Source organism: Iningainema tapete BLCC-T55 (assembly GCF_014698965.1).
Taxonomy (GTDB): domain Bacteria; phylum Cyanobacteriota; class Cyanobacteriia; order Cyanobacteriales; family Nostocaceae; genus Iningainema; species Iningainema tapete.
On record NZ_JACXAE010000049.1, the window covers coordinates 1 to 21,230 of the forward strand.

Genomic DNA, 21,230 nt, shown 5'->3' on the forward strand with positions numbered 1-21,230 from the left:
AGCAATCTGGCTTAAAGTCACGGAAAAATTTCTTTTATATATTAGATAAACTTATCACCAATTAATCTGAAGACCCTATGGGCTTAAGGATGATGCTGGATTGACAATCATAATGAGCTTAACTGGTAAGTACCGATAATTTTCCTAGTTTTATGACTACAAATAGAATTACACGTAATTAGGTGTACTGTTTTTATATGAGTTGCTCCAATATAAATTTTCTCCAAGTCTTTGACTTTATTCTGAAATGATATGCTGGGAGCATGGGTGAATCGGCACAATGTTATGTTACCAAAAAATATAGTATCTGAAAAATACTTCTTGTTATCTGGTACACCAATTTCTCGTAATCCAGAATCTAGAGCTAGAACTAAATCTTTCAATGCTTCATTGCAGTAACCTATTAGAGAAACACTTGTTGGAAACAAAATCAAATCTTCAAAAGTAAAAGTTAAAAATCTGAAAGTAGGAATTAGTTCGGCAAATAATTGGTTCACCTTAACCACATCTGATTCATCAAAAAGAGGCGGCTTATGCACAGTTCGTACATTTTTAATAGTCAAGTGTAGTAACTCATGAGAGTAGTAGAAGTGATCTGGTTCTATGTTTCTCAATGGTTTAATAATTTTTTCTAATATTGCTTCTCCAATATTTTCTGGTATGAAAGCTACTGATGTTAGACAGGTTTCGTCATCGTTTTCGTAATCACGTCGCATCTCAACAAAACTAGCATTGCCTTGCCCTTTCTGAAGGCTACCTTTGATCTGCTGTATAACTTCTTTTTGACAAGTGACATAATCATTGTTCATAGTTAAGTACTTACTCCTATGATGGAAAATATATTCAGTTTGTGTCCAACGGAACTGTTATTCGGAGATAATTACTTTTATATAAAGCAGCCTGCGTGGATAACCTACCATGACATCTCCAGAAATTGTCATCTGGCTACAAGAACGTACAGCTTTGGGAATTCTGTCACCTGAAGTGTTGGATGCGATCGCCTCTGTGATTGAAGAGCAAGTTGTACCAGCTCACCACACCTTAGTGACTGAAGGCACACCGCCAGAAGCGCTATACATTATACAACAAGGTCAAATAGAAAGCAACAGTAGCAATAATAACCCAGCTTTAGCTGTAGGATTCCTTCCTGGAGCAGTCATTAACCTACAAGAATTACTGTTAGATGAAGTTGCTGGGCGCACAATTACTACGGTAAGAGAATGCCACTTGTTAGTTGTACCTGCTGCTAAATTTCGGGAAATAGCCGAACAACACCCGGAAATTGCTCAAGCTGTTTCCCGCCAAATGGCTCAAGAATTAGCTCAACTCTCATCAGCCCTCACTTACGAACAAGAACGTTCCGTAGCTTTGCGCCCTTATTTAGTCACCAAAGCGCAACGGGGAATTGTGGGCACAAGTCGCTATGCAGTGCGATTGCGAGAAGAAATTAGAAAAGCTGCGGGAGAACGTAAATCTGTACTCATTTTTGGCGAACCGGGTTTAGAAAAAGATAATATAGCAGCCCTAATTCATTACGGCTCTGCTTATCGAAGAGAACCAATTATTAAAATTAACTGTGGTATTCTTCAGACAAGTGGCGCAGATTTGTTTGGACGTTTTGGCGGTAAACCAGGATTGTTAGAATGGCTGGGGGAAGGCACTCTAGTACTCAACAACATTCAGGAAACACCACCAGAATTGTTGCCAGCGTTGGCTGAGTTGATCAAAACGAATACTTATACCCCTGTAAATCGTTCAGGAGAAGCAAACGTTGAATCTCGTGTTAGTAAAGCCCGCATATTGATAATATCAGAAAAAAACCAACCGCAAATTGAGCGTGCTGTTGGGCATGTAATCAAAGTGCCACCGTTACGGGTACGCAAAGCTGATATTAAAGCGCAGGTAGAATATTACATTAGTTTGTACACCAGGTCAAGAGGTGTTGCGAAACCTAAAGTGACGGCAGAAGCTTTGCGCCGCTTGCAATCTTATGATTTTCCTGGTAACATCAGAGAATTGCAAAATCTGGTGGAACGAGCAATTGTTCAAGCTGGAGAGGCAAGAGAACTTACAGAAGAAATTTTCTGGTCAGCAGAAACTAAGAAAAAGCAATTTCGCGTCAATCTTTTAAATGCTTATCCTAGTCTGCGGCGATTTCTACGTAGTGATTGGTGGCCTGACAGGATCAACTATGGCTTTACTTTAACTGCCTTTGCCTTTATTATTGGGGTACTATTTCTAGGTCCACAAACACGCGATCGCAATTTCGCTTTAAATCTATTCTGGGCTTGGTGGTGGCCTTTTTTCCTACTAGCGTTTCCCTTTTTAGGGCGCGTCTGGTGCGCAGTTTGTCCCTTCATGATTTACGGCGAAGTCACCCAAAAGTTATCTCTATGGCTATTTCCTCGACAACTCAAGGGTTGGCCCAGACATCAAGCAGAAAAATGGGGTGGCTGGTTTCTATTTGGACTATTTACACTGATTTTCTTGTGGGAAGAACTTTGGAACTTAGAAAATACAGCTTACCTGTCTGCTTGTTTACTGCTATTAATTACCGCCGGGGCAATGATTTTCTCAGCTATTTTTGAACGGCGGTTTTGGTGTCGATACCTCTGCCCGATTGGTGGGATGAATGGTTTATTTGCTAAACTATCCATGACAGAACTACGAGCGCAACAAGGTATCTGTTCTGCCAGTTGTACCACATATCAATGTTACAAGGGTGGACCGCAAAAAGGCGAGGGGATGGAAACTTTAGGATGTCCTTTGTACTCTCACCCGGCACAGTTAGAAGATAATAGAGACTGCGTGCTGTGTATGACTTGTCTCAAAGCTTGTCCCCATCGTTCCGTTGAGTTTAATTTACGTCCCCCTGGAATTGAATTGTGGACAACTCATGTAGCTCACACCTATGAGGTAGCACTGTTATTTTTACTATTGGGAGGAGTGTATCTGCATCGTTTATCAGAGTTACAATCTTGGTTGGGATTAAATCTGGATTTAACACAGTTTTTGCCTCACTTAGGATTATCACTCTTGGCATTGATTGTTCCTGCCGTTATCTCATTTGCAGCATATGGATTGATGCGGGGTTTTTACTGGTTGAGTAATAAAATTCAAAATCCGAACCGCCCAGCCCCCCTTGCCAAGGGGGGAGCTAAGCCGCGACGATTCATAGAACTTGCCTATGGTTACTTACCATTAGTTTTGGGAGGTAACTTGGCTCACTATCTTAGATTGGGTTTGGGAGAAGGAGGACGAATTCTTCCTGTAGCTTTTGCTACTTTTGGTTTCTCTGGTGAACAGTTGCCTGTGGTGGTGGCGCATCCGGCTGTGATTGAATTTTTGCAGGGGAGTACTTTGATTTTTGCAGTACTTTTAAGTATGGTACTAACGCAAAAGATTGCTCGTCAACCGATGCGTTCGCTGTTGTGGCAACATTTGGCTACAATTGGGTTAGCTGCAAGTTTGTGGGCGATTATAGTATCTAGCTAATGGTAAAAAACAACTAGCTATTAACAATCAGCTATCAACAATTAACAATTAGCAATATGTCAAGCTTTTTACAACCACCACGTTTACGTATCGGTGAGGATGGCGAAGAAGAACGACGCGCCACTTGGCTAGAACTTTTTTATGATTTGGTGTTTGTGGTTGCAGTTTCTCAACTTGCTCACAATCTTCACGATCATGTTTCTCTCTCAGGAGTGTTAGGATTTGTAGCTCTTTTTATACCAGTGTGGTGGTCTTGGATTGGCAGCACATTCTATGCTAACCGTTTTGATAGTGACGACGTAGGACATCGGCTGCTAACTGGTTTACAAATGCTTGCCATTGCTGCGTTAGCTGTCAATGTCCATCACGGTTTAAGCGCAAGTTCTGCTGGCTTCGCCCTTTCTTATGCTTTCGGTCGCGCTCTGCTTGTGGTAGAATATATTCGAGCAGGGCGTCACATTGCCAAAGCACGTCCTCTGACAAATCGTTACGCAACAGGTTTTGCGATCGCTGCTTCCTTCTGGCTAATCTCAATATTTGTACCGATGCCTTGGCGTTTCGTATTTTGGACATTGGGGCTCCTTGTTGATTTTGCCACACCTTTGACAGCACGTAAGTTAATGCTAGAACTACCCCCTCACGCTTCCCATTTGCCGGAGCGTTTTGGGTTGTTTACCATGATTGTACTAGGAGAAGCAATTATCGCCGTTGTCGATGGTGTCTCTGAGCAAAAATGGGATATTTTAACCGTGATTTCCGCTATATTCGGTCTAACTATCGCTTTTAGCTTATGGTGGGTATACTTTGACAATCTTGGTGGTACACCTATTCAAAGGGCGCGAACAGAAGGAAGAGCAGTAATTGCTAATATCTGGCTATATACTCATCTACCTCTAGTGATGGGCATTGCTGCTACCGGTGTTGCTGTGGAACTGGTACTATTGAGTAAGCCAATGCTAGCCCTACCCGATGCAATACGGTGGCTACTTTGTGGCTCTGTAGCATTGTGCTTCCTAACTTTAGGTATTCTCCATCGCATTGGGGTAATTCGCTACTGTAAAATTCGCACTAAGTTTCGCGTTGCGGCGGCGATTGTTTTGCCGTTGATTGCTTTATTTGGTAAAGGTTTGTTACCAGTTATGGTGATTGGGCTGGTAGCTGTAGTTGGTGCTGTACAAGTAGTTCAAGATTTGCTCCAAAGTCGTCCAACTACCCGCTTAGTAGATCCAGAAATATAAACCAATTGGTGTGTTAGGTTTGTAGATTAATGGTTCTCTTAAGTGATGTATCCTGAATTGGCAGCCGTATTGTTCACTTGACTGTAAGCCCGAACCGTTCATGGAGAAAACAAGTACTCAACAGCTTCATCAAGACAATATCTAGGAAAATGTGTTGGTTGTTATCCATTTCAGGCAATTTGTCAAGTAGTGCAATTACTTTTGCTTGGTCGTATAATGGTACTGATGCCATAACTGAACCTCGCATCGTATCCTGAATCAATTCGTTAAACGACTCATTGAGTCTCTGACCTGGCGGCGGGGCAACATACGGATGTTTCTGGCGACGGTAAACAGTATCCGTTAAGAAAGGCTTTGCTGCTTCTCGTAGCACATATTTTTCAGTCATGCCACGAATTTTCATGGAAACGGAGATTATTTCTTTCATCCCACAGCACAAAGGCAAATTCACCCCGCAAATGCTGCAAGCATTGTGTTCCAAACTCATCGTAGAGATGAAGAGCTATTTCACTATCAGAATGGGTACGAAGTCGCTAACCTCGTTGTTTCAATTCATCCTGTATTCGTTTAAAATCATAAAACTCGCCATTGACAACAATGTGTAAATTCTCTTGTTCGTTAGAAATCGGCTGATCCCCTGTTGTTAGATCAATGATGCTGAGTCGGGTGTGACCCAACCCAACTCGTCGATGGGGAGCAATCCAACACTTTTGTCCGTCTGGTCCTCAATGATGTAAAGTCTGGGTTGCCCGTTTCAACGATTCTTCTGAAATGGCTCCGTTTTTTGCGAAAAATCCGACAATTCCACACATCAATCTACTGTTCCTTGATCAAATATAGACAAATCAGTTTATTTTATTGATACTTTGCTGTAGTTCTTGAGAAAGAAACTGTAGCACAAGTGATTGGGCAGAGTGAATGAAGAAATGATCTCCCTTGAACATCTGCAGTGAGAATGCAGCATTTGTTTGCTCTTGCCAACCTTGGAGTTCTGAGCCACTGACTTCTGAATCCTGTAAGCCACCAAAAGCAGTAATAGGACAGTTAAGTGGTGGCTCTGCAGTGTAGACATAGGTTTCCGCTACCGCAAAATCTGCCCGTAAGACAGGAATAATCAGTAGCTGCATCAGTTCAGTATTCTCCAGCACTGCTTTGGGTGTAGCATTAAGGCTCCGCAGTTTCTCTATGAACTCCGGTTCGTTGAGAGTGTGGATGGATCGATCTGGATCGGGAATCTGCGGAGCCCCCTGACCGGAAACAAACAAGTGTATTGGTTCCAGACTATACTGTTTGCGGAGTAGACGGGCAAGCTCAAAACAGACAAGCGCCCCCATACTGTGACCAAAGAAAGCGAATGGTTTGTCTAAATGTGGAAGGAGAGCAGGAGCGAGCGCACTGACAAGAGGTTCTAACTGCGAGAATGGGGCTATCCCGATCTGGGTTCCCCTTCCAGGTAGTTCAATGGGACAAACTTCGATACTCTTGGGTAGACTGTTGAACCACGAGCGAAAAATGAGAGATCTACCTCCTGCGTAGGGAAAGCAAAATAAACGCATTGAAGCCTGAGGATTAGGGTAAGGACAGGTAACGCAGGAGTTATACATCTGTGAGGTTTGCATAATCAGACTTTTAAATTTTATGGTTGCATACTCTTCGCCAATGCTAATTCCTCAAGCATTAGCTCTGCTAGTTGAGAAATGCTCGGACCTTGCATTATTGACATTATCGACAAGTTCAGTTCTGTCTCCTTATTGAGCCAACTCCTTAGTTCGATCGCCATTAGCGAGTCAAGTCCCAGACTGGTCAGCGATTCCGCGATGTCTAACCTAGAGGTAGAAAATCCGAGTATCTTGGCTACTTGTTCTGTAATGCGAAACTCCAACAACTGTTGACGCTCAGCAGGAGGAGCCGACACGAGGGTGTCTCGGAGCGAATTTGTTTTGCTCTCCTGTTTTGTTTCTTCCACAGACAAAGAACGCACTCCTTGAATTTCTACCTGGAAATCTGTGAAGAACCGCGAGTTGGTCGATTGTTCTGACAAATAACGCGACCAGTTGATGGACGAAACCCCTACTTGTACAGGGGAATTCCATAACAACTGTTCTAGTGCTTGCAATGCTTGTTGAGGAGCCATGCTCTCCTCTCCTTTGAGCTTGAGACGATCGAGTAATTGGCCTCGAGCCGCCATTCCTATCTCACCCCAATTTCCCCAGTTGATGCTCGTGGCTGGTAATCCCTGTGCCCGACGATAAAAGGCCAAGGCATTTAGAAAAGTATTGGCTGCACAGTAGTTGGCTTGACCGGCAGAGCCTAACATAGCGGCTGTGGAAGAAAACAGCACAAAGAAGTCTATTGGCAGATTTTGGGTTAATGCGTGTAGATTCCACGCCCCTTGTACTTTCGGAGCCATCGCTCGCCTAAAGCGCTGCCAATCAAGCTGCTGTATTATGCCATCATCCAGAACGCCTGCGGTGTGGATAATTCCCCGCAGGGGCAAAGCCGATTGCTCAATCACAGCCAGCACTCGGGCTAGTTGCTCGTAGTTGCATACATCAGCCTGGGCTACGACTACCGTAGCACCAAAAAGTTCTAACTCTTTTAACTGACTGTTGACCTCGTCGTTCGGCTGTGACCGCCCTAACAGCACCAAATGCCGGGCACCACGTTCCACCATCCACCGAGCTACTGCTAAACCCAGATCCCCTAAGCCACCAGTAATCAGATAGCTGCTATCCCTACCGAAGCTGACATTAGGGCTAGTAGAATCATCGCTGTTGATCTGGTCAGGGCGTACCAGTCTGGCAACATAACGAGTTTGATTCCGAAAAGCGACTTGGTCTTCTGTATCGTCTGACCAAATTTCCGCAAATAGGGTTGATGCCTCATCCCCTGTTGCTTCTGGGTCTAAATCTATTATCCCACAGTTGAGTTCGGGATGTTCCAGACGGATTGCTTTGTGCATTCCCCACATGGGAGATTGAGCCACTCCTGGAAGATGGTAACTGTTCACTGCTTGCGCTCCTTTTGTCACTAACCACAGGCGAGGAGGTTGAGACAATTTCTTAAGTAGCGCTTGGACTAAGTGCAACGTACTGCCACAACCTTTCAACGAGGCTACTTCTAAGTCGGCTGTTGTTGGGGCAGAAGCTGCATCTAAACTCCAGCAGTGTACCACAGAGTGCAACTCAGGTATAGCCTCCAGTAGCTGCTCAAAGTGTTCTGGACTAGCTGGGTTTATCCTGAATTCAAATGGGGCTATCTGTTCGTACTCCTTGCCTGGAAAAACTAGGGTACAAACCTCTCCTTGGGAACGAAGGAGTTTACCGAATTGCTGACCGACGCCTTGACTATCAGCCATCAGTAGCCAGTTCTTCGGTATGGCGTTCTGGGGCAACGCTTCCGCTTGTGCTACAATCACTGCCGTTTGTGGTAAGTTTCTTATTTGATCGCATAGAGCTACATCATTAAGAGAAACATTCGCAGCTTGTTGAAACCCAACTTCCTGTAACAGAGTCTGCCACTGGTTTGCACTCATCAAGAGGTAGTTGGGGCGCAATTCGCGATCGCTAAACTTCCACCACCCTTGTGTTAACCCAAATGTCAAATCCATCCAACGTGCGGGAGCAGTATGTTCCACCAGCACTAGTATTCCGCCAGGAACCAGCAACTGCTTTACGTGACGCAAAGAGGCACGCAAATCGCTGGTGGCTTCCAGCACGTTCGCCGCCACAATTAGATCGTACTGATGGGGTTCAAATCCTTGCTCAATCGGCGCTTTTTCGATATCCAAAACTTGATAGCGCACAAACGGGTAATTTTTAAACCGCGCCTGCGCTTTTGCCGTGAAAAAGGCTCCGATGTCGGTAAAGACATATTTTGTCCGATCCGCTTTTAGATGCGGCAGGAGATAGGAGGTTGTTGCCCCAGTGCCAGCCCCAATCTCTAAAATCCGCAAGCCCCGTCCTTGAGGCAAACGCAAGAGAGCTGATAGCACGGTTTCTTGGACTAGGATATTCATCATCCGCGCCGTTGGGGCATCTTGATACAGCTTAGTTAGTGTAGTTGTGTCTCCTTCAGGAAATAGTAGTTGTAGGGGGTTGCACTCTCCTCGAAGTACCTCAGCAAGTCTTGGTCCGCAAAGTAAGAGCAGGGTTATCTCGGCTTCTGCCTCTGGGTAGTACACTGAGGCAGAAGCCGACTGCGGGTTTTGAATTTCGGGAGTAGAAACCACTTCCCAATGCTCATTGATGCGTTTGAGTATCCCAACTTCAACTAATATATCTAGCAAACGCCCAAACAGTTGCTGGTGTTGACCGATCACACCCAACTGTTCGGCTATTTGGGCTGTGGAAAAGCGCTCTTGGCACTGAAACTCCCATCCCATTTGTCGGAAGGCCCAAACAATGTAAGCAACGCTCAAAACTTCGAGCCCAGCTAATGCTTCCCCATAAACTGCCAAACTTCGCTGAGTCATCAACTGAAGTAACCGGGGCAAGAGGTGATCGCGAACTTCTTTTGGAGTGGGCAAATAATTTGGTGGAAGACCATAACTCACTTGAGGTCGCCACTCTACTTGATAAAGCCATTTTTTCCAGGATTCAGGCGAGATGCTTAACATCGCTTCCCTGCGGGCGTGCATCAGTTGCAAACCTTCTAGGACTGCAATTAGCTCCCCTTTTGGGGTGAAAAGGCGAAAATCGGCGGTCAGGCTCTGTTGATGCTGACCTTCTGCTTTCCGCAACTGGGCATGGCACCACACGCTTTTGCCAGGACGACCCAAAACCCTCAAACGATCTAAGCCTACTGGTACATAGGTATTTCGTTGGCCTTCATCAGAGGGAATTTCTCCTAAAACAGTTAAGCACATGTCTAACAATACAGGGTGCAACTGGTACTTCCCTGCTTCTGGCACTAATTCTTCCACCAGATTTACCTTGCCCAGAGTTCCTTGAGAGTGCTGCCAGACTTGTTCAAACCCCAGGAAGCTCGGACCGTAGTTAATTCCCTGCTCTTGAGACCATTGGTACAACTTTTCGACAGGAATCTCTTGGGTGCATTGCGCCCTCATTGCCGCCAAATCCACCAGCTCTATCGGTTCTTTTTCTTTGACAAGCAACTTGCCTGAGGTATGCAGCGTCCAGGATGGCTGCGAGTTGTTTTCCTCTGCACTACAACAGAGGCTGTAGATTTTAAAGGAATAGATACCAGACTCTTGTGGAGTTAAAATCACCTGAACGGTCTTAACTTCATTCTCCTGCAGAACCATCGCCTGTTGGATGACCACATCCTCTAGCCAAAGATTATCGGACTTAGCAATCACCGCTCCTGCTGCCAAGGCAATCTCAAAGTAACCCGTTCCTGGTAAAATTGCTGATTCAAAAATGTGATGGTCTTTCACCCAAGCTGGGGAGTTCTGGCTAACAAGCGACTCGAAACGGATTTCTTGCGTTCCTGCTAAGAATAACTGTTGACCCAGCAGTGGATGAAGGTTGTGACTGAGGATACCGTTGTTCTGGAAAAGCCCTTGCATCCCATGCCCATTATCAGTCGCCTCTATCCAATAGCGCTGTCGCTGAAAGGGATAGGTTGGCAGTTGCAGGCGGCGACGCGAATAGTCTTGGTCAAAGCCAACCCAATTTAATGAGACTCCACGTACATATAACTGTCCTAGACTAGTTAGTAGCTGCTGCCAATCATCTTGCTCCGGACGCAAACTGGCAAGCCATAGTCCTTGATGTTCAGGTAAGTACAAGCGACCCATGCCCAATAAAATTGGTTTAGAGCCAATCTCTATTAATATCTCTACCCCCTGCTGTTCAAGGGTTTTCATGTTCGCAGCGAATTGTACGGGTTGCCGGATATGACGGCACCAATACTCCGGTTTAGTAATTTCATCTGTTGCCAGTTTGCCCGTGGTATTGCTCAGAAGTTGCAGCTGTGGTGAGGAAAATCTCACTTGTCGAGCAATTTGCTCAAATTCTGCCAGCATCGGCTCCATCAACTGTGAATGGAAAGCATGGGAGACATTTAATTTCTTGGTTTTGATTCCAGAAGCTGACAACTTGGCAACAAGAGCGTTAATCGCCTCGCATCTACCAGAAATCACCACGCTTTCTGGACCGTTAATAGCAGCGATTGAGATTTCTTGAGCATAGGGTTGAATTAGAGTCACAATTTGCTCTATACTCGCCATTACCGAAACCATCTCTCCACCAGGGGGCAAAGCCTGCATTAAACGACTCCTGTGAGCAATTAGTTTTAAGCCATCTTCCAGACTGAAAACTCCAGCAACACAGGCAGCCACATATTCTCCAAGGCTATGACCCATGACGAAATCTGGTTCCAAGCCCCAAGATTTCCATAATTGGAATAGGGCATATTCTAGAGCAAATAAGGCGGGTTGGGTATAAGCCGTCTCGTCAATTTTGGATGAAATATTTTCTCCTTCCGGGGGATAGAGAACTTCTAGCAGGGGTTTTTCTAGATCAGAACGGAGAATGCGATCGCATCTGTCAAGGGTTTCTCGAAAAGTTGCCTGAGTCTCGTAGAGTTGGCGTCCCATGCCCACATACTGCGACCCTTGACCAGTGAAGAGGAAGGCGATTTTATTATTTGTGTTTACATGCCCCTGAAAAACTTCTATTGTTTCTTGTCCTGCACTGAAGGCAGTTAACTTTTCTCGTGCTTCCTCTGGTTGCGAAGCCACCACACTTAGCCTGTATTTAAAGTGCGATCGCCCGGTATTGGCAGTAAAGCAAATATCTGCTAGCTCTAAGGATGGTTTAGCTGCCAAGTGCTGCGAATACCGAGCTGCTAATTCGGAAAGAGCTTCTGGTGTCTTCGCCGACAAGCATAGTAAATGTAGGGGACGTTCCACTGCCGATGTCTTTCTCACCTCTGGAGGTGCCTCTTCCAGTACGACATGGGCATTGGTGCCGCTAAAGCTAAAAGAACTCACTCCTGCCAGCCGACTGTCAATTAGCCAAGGCAGGCGCTGTGTTACCACCTTGACTGGCAGTTGCTCCCAGTTAATGTGAGGATTAGGCTGCTCGAAGTGCAAAGAAGGGGGAATTTCCCCGTGTTGCAAGGAAAGCACTACCTTGATCAGACTTGCGATTCCTGCTGCTGCTTCTAAGTGACCGATATTGCTTTTCACTGAACCAATGACTAAAGGATGTTCTCGCTGACCGAACACTGCTCCCAATGCCCCCACCTCGATCGGGTCTCCCAAAGATGTCCCAGTACCGTGAGCTTCTACATAACTTACCTGATCGGGTTGCACACCTGCGTCCGCTAGGGCTTGGAGAATCACAGCTTGCTGAGACTTGCCATTGGGTACTGTCAAAGCACTGGTGCGTCCATCGTGGTTAATTGCACAACCGCGAATCACCGCCAAAATATTGTCTCCGTCCGCTTGGGCATCCCGGAGACGTTTGAGAACGATCACACCACATCCTTCTCCACGGACAAAACCGTTAGCGGTTGCGTCAAAAGTCTTGCAACGACCATCTTTTGACAACATGTGGGCTTGTGATAAACAGATATTGTGTTCTGGTGAGAGAATGATATTTACCCCCCCAGCCAGAGCTAAATCGCACTCTCCACGACGTAGACTTTGGCAAGCCAAATGAACTGTCACCAATGATGAAGAGCAGGCTGTATCCACCGACAAGCATGGTCCGCTGAGACCCAGAAGGTATGATAAACGACCACTCGCTGTCGCCCCAGTATTCCCTGAGTCCACATAGCTATCAATTGCAGCCGGATCTTGATTAAACAGAATTTGGTGATAGTCATTGGTTTCTATGCCAATAAAAACACCAGTTTTCCGCGTCAACCTTTCCGGCATTAGAGCGGCGTTTTCCAGGGCTTCCCAGCTCACCTCCAAGAGTAAGCGTTGCTGGGGGTCTAGGCTTTTGGCTTCCCGTTTGGAAATGCCGAAAAATTGGGGGTCGAATTCATCAACCCGCTCGACAAACCCCCCAAAGCGGGTGTACATTTTCCCTGGTGCATCTGGATTCGGGTCGTAGTAAGCATCTATATCCCAACGTTTTTTTGGCACTTCTGATATAGCATCCACTCCATCGACTAGCAATTGCCAAAAATCATCTGGGTTATTAGCACCAGGAAATCGGCAACCCATGCCAAGAATGGCGATCGGCTGGCTTTGCGCATACTTCAAAGCATCAAGTTCTGATTGCAGTTTGGTAATCTTTCTTGAAGCTTCTTCCATTAAAGAAGCATAATAATTATTTGAACTATTATTCATTATCCCTGCTTAAATTCTAATTCCAAATATTACAAATTCAAAATTTTTGCCTAATAAGTGTCACTAAAAAGCATTTGCATGACGCATTAGGTGGAGGCATTTTTGTAGGTTTAGCTAAATCCAAGTTTTGCAGCAAGTTGTTTGGCAATTTCCTCTATAGATTTCTCCTTGTTATTTAAGTCCTGAGTAACGCTCATCATCTCTGCTTCCTTTTGTTGTGCCTCAACCGAAGATTTTGCCCAAAGCTCTGAGTTAGGTACGATCAAACCTGAAAGCACTTCTTGAGCCAAATAATCAACAAGTTCTTCCACTGTTGGATAATCAAATACTAAGGTTGAAGGAAGAGGTGAACCCAAGCTAGTTTGCAAGCGGTTTCGCAACTCTATAGAGGTCAGCGAATCCATTCCCATCTCGAAAAAGCCGCGCCTAAAGTCAAGGGGATTCGAGGGATTCCAACCCAGAAGTTGGGCTACATGAGAGCTAACATGAGCCACCAAGAGGTCTTTGCGTTCCCGAACCGGAACTGCCTCTAATTTCTGGCGAAACTTTACTGTAACCGATTGCTTTGATGGCTGCTCAGATACCTTAGTAAAATTTGTGAAGAATGGCGAGGCTGTCCATTGTTCTTCCCGGAACTGCGACCAGTTCAGGGGTACGACACCAACCCGGATGGGTTGTTCTAAGAACAATTGCTCCAGTACCTGCAATCCTTGCTCAGGGGCTATAGCTCCCATTCCTATGTGATTGAGCCGCTCAATTACCTGTTGGTTTCTCGCTGCCATTCCTACCTCGCCCCAAGCTCCCCAATTAATGCTCGTGCAAGGGACGCCTTTTGAGCGACGATAAAATGCCAAGGCATCTAGAAAAGCATTAGCAGCTACATAGTTGGCTTGACCGGCAGAACCAAGTAGAGAGGCACAAGAAGAAAACAGCACTAAGAAGTCTAAAGGCAGATTTTGGGTTAATAGGTGTAGATTCCACGCCCCTTGCACTTTTGGAGCCATCACTTGCCTAAAAGACTCCCAGTGAAGCTGTTGGAGTACGCCGTCATCCAGAACACCAGCAGCGTGGATAATCCCTCGCAGCGGTGGTGAGGATTGCGTAAGGGAGGTCAACAACCCTGCTACTTGCTTGTAGTCAGATACATCGGCTTGAGCGACGACTACCTGAGCGCCAAACAGTTCTAGCTGCTCCAACTGACTGCGGACAGCAGGCTTAACGGCACTCCGCCCTACCAGCACCAAATGTCTAGCACCACGTTCCACCATCCAGCGCGCTACCAGCAAACCCAAATCGCCCAAGCCGCCCGTAATCAGATAGCTGCTATCTTCACGGAAGCTGACGCTATGGGAAGCGGCATCACCGATTCCTTGTTCGCATATCTCTTGGCGGAGCGACTGGGGGCGTAACCAGCTAACCTCAGGTTGGCTACGCGCCAGTCGCGCCACATAGCGCCTACCGGCACGAAAAGCGACTCGATCTTCTAAAGTCTCTGAACTGATTTCTTCCAGAATTACCCGAGGAGCGTCTGTCGCATTGGGGTCTAAGTCCACCAGCACGCAATTCAATTCGGGGTGTTCCAAGGCGATGACTTGCCCCATACCCCATAAGGGAGATTGAGCGAGTCCCGGCACGCCAGATGCTACTCCTACCGCTTGCGCTCCTTGGGTCACTAACCACAGCCGTGGAGGAGAGGAATACTTCTGGGCTAGAGCCTGCACTAAGTACAACGCACTGCCGCAGCTTACCTTCGATGCTACCTCCAAGTCTTCTCCTGTATGGGTTGGTGGTGCATCTAAGCTCCAACAGTGTACCACTCCATGCACGCTAGTAACTATTTCACATACCTGCTGAAAGTGTTCGGGATTAGCTGGGTCTAACCTGAATTCTTGTTCAGCGACCTGTTCGTACTTGGAAGCTGGCAATATAATGGTACAATTGTCTCCAAGAGATCGCAGGCGTACTACTAAGTGCTGACCAATTCCTTGACTATCAGCAAAAATTAGCCAGTTTTTTGTTGTACCTACCTTGAACTTAGTTTCTACACCCACTTGGGCTGAAATGACCCCATTAGGCATGTCATTTCCTGAGAGGCTTTGGTGGAGCACCTGGGGTAGCCACTCCACCTCATAAAGCCAATTCTTCCAGGATTCCTGCGGCATACCCAGCGTGGTATTACTGCGAACAGCCTTCATTTGCAAGCCTTCTAAAACAGCAATTAGCTCCCCAGAATCAGCGAACAGTTGCAAATCAGCGCTCAGGTTCTGTTCGTGTTGATGAGCGGATTCTACGTTCCGCAATTGGGCATGACTCCACATAGAGACACTAGGACGACCGCAAATCCGCAGACGCTCTAAACCCACTGGCACGTAGCTAATTTGTTTTCCATGCTCAGGGGAGATAGCTTCCATTACCTGCAAGGCAATGTCCAACAACACCGGGTGTAGTTGATAATCTTCTATTTCCCAGACCACTTCCTCCGCCAGCTTGATTTTCCCCAAAGCTACTGTTTCATGATGAAACAGTTGTTCCATACCCCGGAAGCTTGAACCATAATTGAGGTCTTGCTCTTGAAAGCGTCGGTACAACTCAACGATGGGAAATTCTTGAGTACATTGCGCCTTTAGTGCAGCCAAATCCACCCGTTCGGCTACTGACTCTTTTTCTTTGATCAGCAGCTTACCTGAGGTATGGAGCATCCAGGATCGCTTCCCATTGTTTTTCTCTGCAGGAGGTTCGAGGCTATAAATCTCAAAGGAATAAACATCAGCTGACTGTGGGGTCAAAATCACCTGAACGGCTTTGACTTCATCCGACTGCCAAATCATCGCCTGCCGTAAGACAACATCCTCCAGCCAAAGATTGTCAGATTTGGCAACAACAGCTCCCGCAGCTAAAGCCATTTCTAAGTAAGCTGTTTCTGGCAGAATCGTTGTCCCAAAAAGACAATGCTCTCTCAGCCAGAATGGGAAGTCAGGGGTGATTTGGGACTGAAAACGAATCTGAATTTCTTGGGTTGCTGCTAAATATAACTGTTGCCCCAGTAGAGGATGAAGCGTCTGGTTGCCGACACCATTTTTCTGGAAAAGCGCATCACGAGCATATCCCTTGCTGGCTTCTATCCAATAGCGCTGTCGCTGGAAGGGATAAGTTGGTAAGGAAAGGCGACGACGGGAATAGTCTCGATCAAATCCCAACCAGTTTACGGAGACTCCATGCACGTAAAGTTCTGCCAAACTGGCTAATAGCACTTGCCAATCGTCAACCTCCGGACGCAAACTGGCAAGCCAAAGTTTATTACTATCGGGCAGACAAGAGCGAGCCATTCCCAATAAAATTGGTTTAGAGCCAATCTCCACTAAGGTTTCTACACCCAAGTGATCGAGACTTTCCACACTCGCGGCAAATCTGACTGGCTTTAGGATATGACTGCACCAATATTCCGGAGTCGCTACTTCCTCTGTTGCCAATTCGCCAGTAACGTTGGAAATCAACTTAATCTGTGGTGAACAAAAGCTCACTTGTCGGGCAACCTGCTCAAATTCTGCCACCATCGGCTCCATTAAAGGTGAGTGGAAAGCATGAGAGACATTTAATTTTTTCGTCTTGACTCCTGATGCTTCGAGCTTGTTACAGATGGCGTTAATCGCCTCGCAACCACCGGAAATTACAATGCTTTGTGGCGCGTTGATAGCAGCAATTGATACATCTTCATACGGTTGAATTGCTGCTTTTGCCTGTGCTTCCGAGACTTGTAGGGCTACCATCTCCCCATCAGTAGCCAGCGCTTGCATTAAACTTCCCCTGAGGGCAATGAGTTTCAAGCCATCTTCCAGACTGAAAACTCCGGCGACACAGGCAGCTACGTATTCCCCGACACTATGACCCATGACTACATCGGGTTCTATGCCCCAGGATTTCCACAACTGGAACAAAGCATATTCTAGGGCAAATAAGGCGGGTTGGGTATAGACGGTTTCGTCGATTTGAGATTTTGGATCGAGGATTATGTCTGGGAGATTCTCCCCCTGTTGGGGATAAAGTACCTCCAGCAGGGGCTTTTCTAGTAATGGTCGCAGAATTTCATTGCAGCGGTCAAGAGTTTGTCGGAATGTGGGCTGAGTCTGGTAGAGTTGACGTCCCATATTCACATACTGCGACCCCTGACCCGTGAAGAGGAAGGCGATCGCGCCGACTGATGAAGTTACCCCTGATACTGTTGGCAGGGGGCAATTCGTTTGATTATTCGATGCGGGAGTAGTCTGTTGTCCAAAAGCCTGCAGTTGAGAGCCAAGCTGCTCAACAGAGAAAGCCGTGACTGCCAAACGATGGTTAAAGTGCTTGCGTCCTGCGTTAGCTGTGAAACAAATATCCGCTAGGGAAGCATCTGCATTGGACTTGAGATAAACTACATAATTCTGTGCCAACTCCTCCAGAGCCTTCTGGGACTTCGCCGATAATGTCAAAATATGCAGCGTTCGGTCATGTTTGACTTTTGACTTTTGATCGCCACTTGCTTCAACGGGGGAAACCCCAACGCCAGATGCCTGCGACGGGAAACCCGTCTTCAGCACTGGCTTTGCAACGCACTGGCTCCTTTTGACTTGTTCTGGTGCTTCTTCCAAAACTACATGACAATTGGTTCCCCCTATACCAAAAGCACTCACTCCAGCACGTCTTGGAGTTCCATTCGCTTTCCATTCAGAAAGTGTTGTATTAACGTAAAAGGGGCTTTGGGCAAAATCAATATTGGGATTGGGTTGACTAAAGTGCAGACTAGGTGGTATTGATTTATGTTTTAGTGCCAGCACAGTCTTAATTAAACCTGCGATCCCAGCCGCTTCAGCAATATGTCCGATATTGGTTTTAACCGAGCCAATCGCACAAAAACCGTTTTTCTCGGTACTCTGGCGAAAGGCTTGGGTCAGCGCTGCAATTTCAATGGGGTCTCCCAGACTTGTAGCAGTTCCGTGGGTTTCTACATAAGTAATTGTGCTTGGGTCAACTTGTGCGATCGCCAAAGCCTCCGAGATTACGGCAGCTTGACCTTCTACACTGGGTGCTGTGTATCCCACCTTCGCTGCACCATCGTTGTTAATCGCTGACCCTTTGATCACAGCATGGATGCAGTCTCCGTCGGCGAGCGCCGCCTCTAGCAACTTCAAGACAACAACACCACCTCCGTTGCCGAAAACAGTTCCACTGGCTTTTGCATCAAAGGCTCGGCAGTGTCCATCGGCAGACCAAATCATGTCCTCTTGGTACAGATACCCCGCCTTTTGGGGAACGCCGACGGCAATGCCTCCTGCTAGAGCCATATCGCATTCACCGTTAAGCAAACTCTGGCAAGCCATGTGAACTGCTACCAGTCCAGTTGAACAAGCCGTTTGAATATTAACACTTGGTCCAGTTAAATTCAGTTTGTAAGAAACCCGTGTGGGCAGATAATCTTTTTCATTGCTAAGTCTTACCTGTAAATCGCTGGCTGATACTAAGAAGGTGCGATTAGAAGAGAAGCCCTGGTTGGGATGAACGTTATTAATCAGGTACGTGTTCATACCCGAACCTGCGTAAACCCCGATCAATTCCTGATAAGTTTCCGGATTGTAGCCAGCACTCTCAAGGGCTTCCCAGGCACATTCCAAGAAAATTCGCTGTTGCGGGTCCATGATTTCGGCATCTAGAGTGCTGTAGCCGAAGAAGGAAGCATCAAATAGATCGATATTTGGCAAAACCGCAGCGGCTTTTACGTAGTTAGGATGACGTTGCAAATTTGGGTCGCTTTGCGACAATTCCCCATCAGAAAAAAATGAAATAGATTCCACTCCATCTCGCAGGTTCTGCCAAAATGCCTCAATATCCGTAGCTCCTGGGAAGCGACCTGACATACCGATAATGGCGATATTTGATTCTCTGATGTTGTCAGACTGACGGCTAACTCGGCGGCTAGGTTTGTGGGTAGTGGCAGCTTCTGATTCTCTGTTAGTTTGACTTAAGCGTTGAGCCAAACTATATATAGTAGGGTATTGAAACAGCTCTACAATTGACAGTTTTACTCCAAAGATTTCTGCTAATTTATTAGCACTCTGATTCAGGAGTAGAGAATTACCACCTAAGTCAAAAAAGTTGTCATAAATTCCTACACCTTCTAATTGCAACAATTCTTGCCAAACCTTAGCAATCTGTTGCTCGGCATCGGATTGGGGCCTAACGAGAACCGTTTCCAACTCAGGTCTAGACTTTTCTGGAGCTGGTAGAGCGCGGCGCTCTAACTTCCCGCTGGGGGTTACGGGAAAAGCCTTTAGCACCACAAAGGCGCTGGGAATCATGTAATCGGGCAGACGTGCTTTAAGATAACTCCGCAGCGACGGCACCAGCCCAGCAATCGAGTTTGGTGGTTCCGATACCTGTTCGGTTTGCACAAGTGCCTCAACGCTCTGCTCATGGGTAGGGTTTTCTTGGGAAGCCGGTACTATGTATGCTACTAGGCGTTTGTCACCGGGTACATCCTCACGAGCCAAGACTACAGCTTGTCGAACTGCCGGATATGCAGCGATCGCCACCTCAATTTCTCCCAACTCAATGCGGAAGCCACGTATCTTTACCTGGTCATCACTTCGACCGAGAAACTCAATCTGCGCATCGTGATTGTAGCGACCCTTGTCACCAGTTTTATACAAACGTGCTTCTGATGAGTCGCTAAACGGGTTGGGAATAAACCGCTCGGTAGTTAAATCGGGTCGGTTAAGGTAGCCCCGTGCCAGAGCAATGCCACCAATGTACAGTTCACCTGGAACGCCTTCGCTTACTTGCTGCATCTGGGAATCCAGCAAATAGATCTGTGTGTTAGCAATGGGGCGACCAATCGGAGGAAGCGCAGGCCAATCGGAGGGTGAACCAGTAAGGGTGAAAGCTGTAACTACATGGCTTTCGGATGGTCCATAGTGATTGTGTAGAGTGCAATTTTGTAGCTTTGTAAACCAGTTAGCAATCTGTCTGGTTATCTGCAACTGTTCGCCTGCGGTGATAATCTCGCGCAGCGTCGGCACAACAACTCCCCGATCATCAGCTACTGATGCCAGCTGTTGAAGGGCTACAAAGGGAAGGAAGAGTCTGTTGATTTCTTGCTCTGTGAGAAAACGCAACAACTCGAAAGCATCGACGCGCACATGCTCTTTTATTAAAACTAGCGTTCCGCCTGAACTCCAAGTAGAGAAGATTTCCTGAAAGGAAACATCGAAACTGACAGGAGCAAATTGTAAAGTCCTCGCTCCCACAGGCAGTTTTGAGCTTTCCCGTTGCCAATTAATGAGATTACATAAGGGACGGTGACTCATAGCCACCCCCTTAGGTTTGCCTGTGGAGCCGGAAGTGTAGATTACGTAGGCTAGGTTATCGGGCGTTACCGCACTGATTGGGTTTTCCTCACTGTGGAAAGCAATCTCCTCCCATTGCGTGTCCACGCAGACAACGTGCGCTTGATGTTTGGGAAGAGACTCGACTAACCGCGCTTGGGTTAGCAGCACTTTAGTTTGAGTGTCTTCCAGCATGAACGCCAATCGCTCATCAGGGTAAGCAGGGTCAAGCGGCACATAGGCTCCTCCCGCCTTGAGAATGCCCAACAGTCCCACTACCATTTCTAGGGAGCGCTCCATGCAAATGCCTACCAATACCTCTTTCCCGACGCCCAATGCCTGTAAGTAGTGTGCTAGGAAGTTAGCGCGACTGTTCAACTGGCGATAGGTGAGACTTTCATGTTCAAACACCACCGATGGGGTATCTGGCGTTTGCTCTACAATAGCCTCAACTAGTTCATGAATACAGGTTTGAGTATATTTTCTTTGTTTGCTATTTCGCTTCTTCATCGATCTTTCGAGTAATTTCTGACTCTTTTTGGCACGTTTGCTCAGATTAAAGTTAGCGAAGCTCTTTATGGAGTGAGACTCGCCTGATCCATGTTTGATAATTCCACGCTCTCGATACCACAGGGATCGTTGCCTGAATTTAATAGTATCTGCCAGTAATAGTCTCAAATGGCATGCCGCTCAACAAAAACCTTTCCTTGACATTTATGCCAAAGATTTACCTGCACTATCCCTGCTGTTTTCTAGTTCCTCGAACTCACGTTATCTTACAATATCCTCCACTTCCAAAACATCTTTTAAGCTTTTGTCTACAAATCATATCAGCTTCACAAATAAAATACAACAAAGCTTAAGACATTTAAA

7 protein-coding genes and 1 pseudogene are annotated in these 21,230 nt (G+C 46.4%); 2 read left to right on the top strand and 6 right to left on the bottom strand.

Features of this window, described 5'->3' with window-relative positions:
* Window positions 1-107: 107 nt before the first annotated feature.
* Window positions 108-809 (bottom strand): hypothetical protein, encoded by a 702-nt coding sequence (locus tag ICL16_RS13415; protein ID WP_190828377.1) that lies wholly within the window; start codon window positions 807-809, stop codon window positions 108-110.
* A 109-nt stretch (window positions 810-918) separates the two neighbouring features.
* On the opposite strand from ICL16_RS13415, the gene ICL16_RS13420 reads away from it, so the two are divergent.
* Complete coding sequence (locus ICL16_RS13420; protein ID WP_190828379.1) at window positions 919-3,495, top strand: AAA-type ATPase lid domain-containing protein; 2,577 nt, start codon at window positions 919-921, stop codon at window positions 3,493-3,495.
* A gap of 56 nt (window positions 3,496-3,551) precedes the next feature.
* Complete coding sequence (locus ICL16_RS13425; protein ID WP_190828381.1) at window positions 3,552-4,733, top strand: low temperature requirement protein A; 1,182 nt, start codon at window positions 3,552-3,554, stop codon at window positions 4,731-4,733.
* Between the two features lie 73 nt (window positions 4,734-4,806).
* Here ICL16_RS13425 and ICL16_RS13430 read toward each other — a convergent pair whose 3' ends face one another.
* The 5 genes and pseudogenes from ICL16_RS13430 to ICL16_RS13450 all read right to left on the bottom strand — a co-directional run bounded on the left by ICL16_RS13430 (window position 4,807) and on the right by ICL16_RS13450 (window position 20,867).
* The gene (locus ICL16_RS13430) at window positions 4,807-5,160 is read right to left on the bottom strand and encodes an asparagine synthase-related protein (RefSeq protein ID WP_202895534.1); all 354 of its coding nucleotides are present in this window, start codon (window positions 5,158-5,160) and stop codon (window positions 4,807-4,809) included.
* Window positions 5,114-5,410 (bottom strand): annotated as a pseudogene (locus tag ICL16_RS45615) (class II glutamine amidotransferase domain-containing protein). The gene ICL16_RS13430 and the pseudogene ICL16_RS45615 overlap by 47 nt, the downstream one beginning before the upstream one ends.
* A gap of 168 nt (window positions 5,411-5,578) precedes the next feature.
* Complete coding sequence (locus ICL16_RS13440; RefSeq protein ID WP_190828386.1) at window positions 5,579-6,352, bottom strand: thioesterase II family protein; 774 nt, start codon at window positions 6,350-6,352, stop codon at window positions 5,579-5,581.
* Between the two features lie 17 nt (window positions 6,353-6,369).
* A complete protein-coding gene (locus ICL16_RS13445; protein WP_190828388.1) occupies window positions 6,370-13,002 on the bottom strand; it encodes a type I polyketide synthase in 6,633 nt (2,210 codons plus the stop codon).
* Window positions 13,003-13,112: 110 nt separating this feature from the next.
* Window positions 13,113-20,867, bottom strand: coding sequence for a polyketide synthase (locus ICL16_RS13450; protein WP_190828390.1), 7,755 nt, complete (start codon window positions 20,865-20,867; stop codon window positions 13,113-13,115).
* Window positions 20,868-21,230 lie beyond the last annotated feature (363 nt).